Genomic DNA, 2,550 nt, shown 5'->3' with positions numbered 1-2,550 from the left:
CCGGCCGGGGACGCGGCGTCCCCCCGCGGCACGTCGTCCCCGCGCACGTGCTTCGACGCGTTCCCCGAGGCCATGGGCACCCCCGACCTGGGCAACCTGACGATGGTGCCGGAGGGCTGGCCGGAGCCGCCGGTCGAGGCCACGCTGTGCCGAGCGTTCCAGGAGTCCGACGGCGTCAGCGAGACGATCGGCTACCTCGCCGAGGGCGCGAGCGCGTCCGACGTGCTGGACGGCTACGAGGCCGCGCTGGCCGACCTGCAGCCGACGCGCTCGGGCGACGTGCTGACCGGCGTGGCCGACGGCACGTCCTACGAGGTCAGCGTGCCCACCGAGGGCACCTTGGTCATCGAGCTGCACCGCTGAGCGCGGTCCCGACCCAGAACAGGAGCTCCCCGTGGGCGCCATGACCACCCGGCGACGACTCGCGACCGTGCTCGTCCAGCAGCACGACGGGCCGTCGCTCGTCCACCCCTCCGTCCGGCCGGCGACGCCGGCCCGGCCTCCACGGTCGGAGTGGTCGTCCCGTGAGTGGGCGCTCGACTTCGCCGTCACCGTGCGTGACGCCGGGTTCGCGTCGACCGGCCTGGACTACTCCGCCGCCTCGCTCGGGCTCGTCGACGAGTTCGTCGGGCTCTACGCCGAGCACGAGGTCGACCTGCCCGCCGAGGTCGTCGAGGGCGCCGCGGGCTACTTCGTGCAGGTCGTGGCCAGCGCGTGGCGCGAGCTCTCGGACGCCGAGGCCGCGACGCTTCACGCGTCCACGCGCTCGTTCCTGGCCGAGGGCGGCTCGCTCGGCGAGCGCTACACCGCCGTCGTCGACTGATCTCCGCCCCCACGACCCCCAGCCGGCTGGGAGGGAGCGGGACGCGGACGGCACTACGGTGGCGACCATGTGGCCCCGACACGACGGACTCCGGACGATGGAGCTGGGCAGTCCCGGCCCCTTCCGCGACGAGCTGAACAGCCTCGTGCTGGCCGGCGCCAAGACGCTGACCCTCGCCCAGGAGGACGACTACCGCCGCGCGGGCGAGGAGCCGGACCGCGTGGGCGAGCGGCTGGCGCTGCTGGGCGACGACGGGACGCCGGTCGCGTTCCTGCGCACCCGGCGCGTGGACGTCCTGCGGTTCGGGGACGTGCGCGGGGAGCGGGGCGACGAGCTCGCGCGGGCCGCGGGGGAGGGGCACCGCGACGGCGACCACCTGCGCGAGGGATACCGGCGCTGGTGGGCCGAGCAGGGCACCCCGGTCACCGACGACACGATCGTGCACGCCGTCTGGTTCGACGTCGTGGAGCGGGTCGGCGACGCCCGATGACCGTCCACGTGCGGCCCTACCGCTCGTCCGACGCCGCGGCCACGGCGGAGCTCTTCGGACTCGCGATCACCACGACCGCCCGCTCCCGCTACTCCGCGGAGCAGACCCGGGCGTGGCTCGGGGCCCCGCCGTCCCTGGAGGCGTGGGACGAGGCGCGCGGCGCCGTGCACACGTTCGTGGGCGAGCTGGACGGTCGCGTCGTCGGGTTCACCGACCTCGACGACGCCGGCTACGTCGACCGTCTGTTCGTGCACCCGCGGGCGGCTCGGCGCGGGGTCGCCGGCGCCCTGCTGGAGCGGGTGCTGGACGAGGCGCGGTCGGCGGGCGTGGCCGAGCTGCGCACCCACGCCAGCCTCGTCGCGGAGCCAGTCTTCCGGCGTCACGGCTTCGAGGTCGTGGCCCGCGAGACGGTGACCCGCGACGGTGTCGGGCTCGACCGGTACGAGATGCGACGAGCCTTGACGCACTAACAGTCCGACCGTACGGTTTGTTCTCGTGACCGAGACGACCCGCCGCTCGCAGCAGGAGCGACGCAGCGCCACCCGCGCCCGGGTGCTGGACGCGGCCGTGGCCTGTCTGCTGGAGCAGGGGTACGCCGGGTTCTCGATCGGCGAGGTGCAGAAGCGTGCCGACATGGCCCGGGGCACCCTGCTGCACCACTTCCCGGCCAAGGCCGACCTCGTCTCCGCCGCCGTCGGCCACCTCGTCACGCAGCGGGTCGAGCGGGCCCAGCAGGCTGCCACCGGTGCGACCGCGGACCGGCTCGACGCCTTCGTGGACGCGGTCTGGACCGACCTCAGCAGCCCGGAGTTCCACGCCCTGCTCGAGCTGTGGGGCGCCGCTCGCACCGACCCCACGTTGCGCGAGGCCCTCGCCCGCGAGCAGCCGCACCTGCTCGGCCGCATCCAGTCCGGGCTCGAGGCCGTCCTCTCCGACGGGCGCGACGACGACCCTCGGGTGCCGCTGCTGGTGGCGTTCACCGTCCAGCTGCTGACCGGCCTGTCGATCACCGGCGTCCTGGGTGCCCGGGACTCCGAGCTGGCCCGCACGCGCGAGGCCTGGAAGCGCGCGCTGCGCGTCCTGCTGGGCGACCTCGACCCGCGCGACCTCACGACCCCCTCGCGGAAGGCCCGGTCATGACCCGACGGACGCTCGACCCTCGACGCCTGCGCGCCCAGCTCGCCGGCGCGCGCCAGGTGGCAGGCACCGTCGCGAGGACCCGGCGAGTCGGTGCGCG

At 75.0% G+C, this 2,550-nt stretch carries 5 protein-coding genes; all 5 read left to right on the top strand.

What is annotated here, in order from left to right:
- On the top strand, positions 1-363 hold a 363-nt coding region (locus tag AC2W7G_RS13560; protein WP_485868902.1), incomplete at its 5' end, for a hypothetical protein.
- A gap of 31 nt (positions 364-394) precedes the next feature.
- Positions 395-823: a hypothetical protein gene (locus AC2W7G_RS13555; RefSeq protein WP_485868901.1), complete on the top strand. Its 429-nt coding sequence runs from the start codon at positions 395-397 to the stop codon at positions 821-823.
- A 67-nt stretch (positions 824-890) separates the two neighbouring features.
- Entirely contained in the window at positions 891-1,313 is a 423-nt protein-coding gene (locus tag AC2W7G_RS13550; protein WP_485868900.1) for an ASCH domain-containing protein, read from the top strand.
- Complete coding sequence (locus AC2W7G_RS13545; RefSeq protein ID WP_485868899.1) at positions 1,310-1,783, top strand: GNAT family N-acetyltransferase; 474 nt, start codon at positions 1,310-1,312, stop codon at positions 1,781-1,783. The genes AC2W7G_RS13550 and AC2W7G_RS13545 overlap by 4 nt, the downstream gene beginning before the upstream one ends.
- 25 nt (positions 1,784-1,808) lie before the next feature.
- Positions 1,809-2,453: a TetR/AcrR family transcriptional regulator gene (locus AC2W7G_RS13540; protein WP_485868898.1), complete on the top strand. Its 645-nt coding sequence runs from the start codon at positions 1,809-1,811 to the stop codon at positions 2,451-2,453.
- Positions 2,454-2,550 lie beyond the last annotated feature (97 nt).

The sequence above is a fragment of the Aeromicrobium sp. PFPM2_SD2 genome, assembly GCF_057364525.1.
The sequence above is the reverse complement of the archived record's forward strand: the minus strand, read 5'-3'. Positions and strand labels throughout refer to the sequence as shown.

Bases quoted from the DNA above. Each gene is read 5' to 3' on its own strand.
- AC2W7G_RS13550 (WP_485868900.1), top strand. From the start codon at position 891: ATGTGGCCCCGACACGACGGACTCCGGACGATGGAGCTGGGCAGTCCC.
- AC2W7G_RS13545 (WP_485868899.1), top strand. From the start codon at position 1,310: ATGACCGTCCACGTGCGGCCCTACCGCTCGTCCGACGCCGCGGCCACG.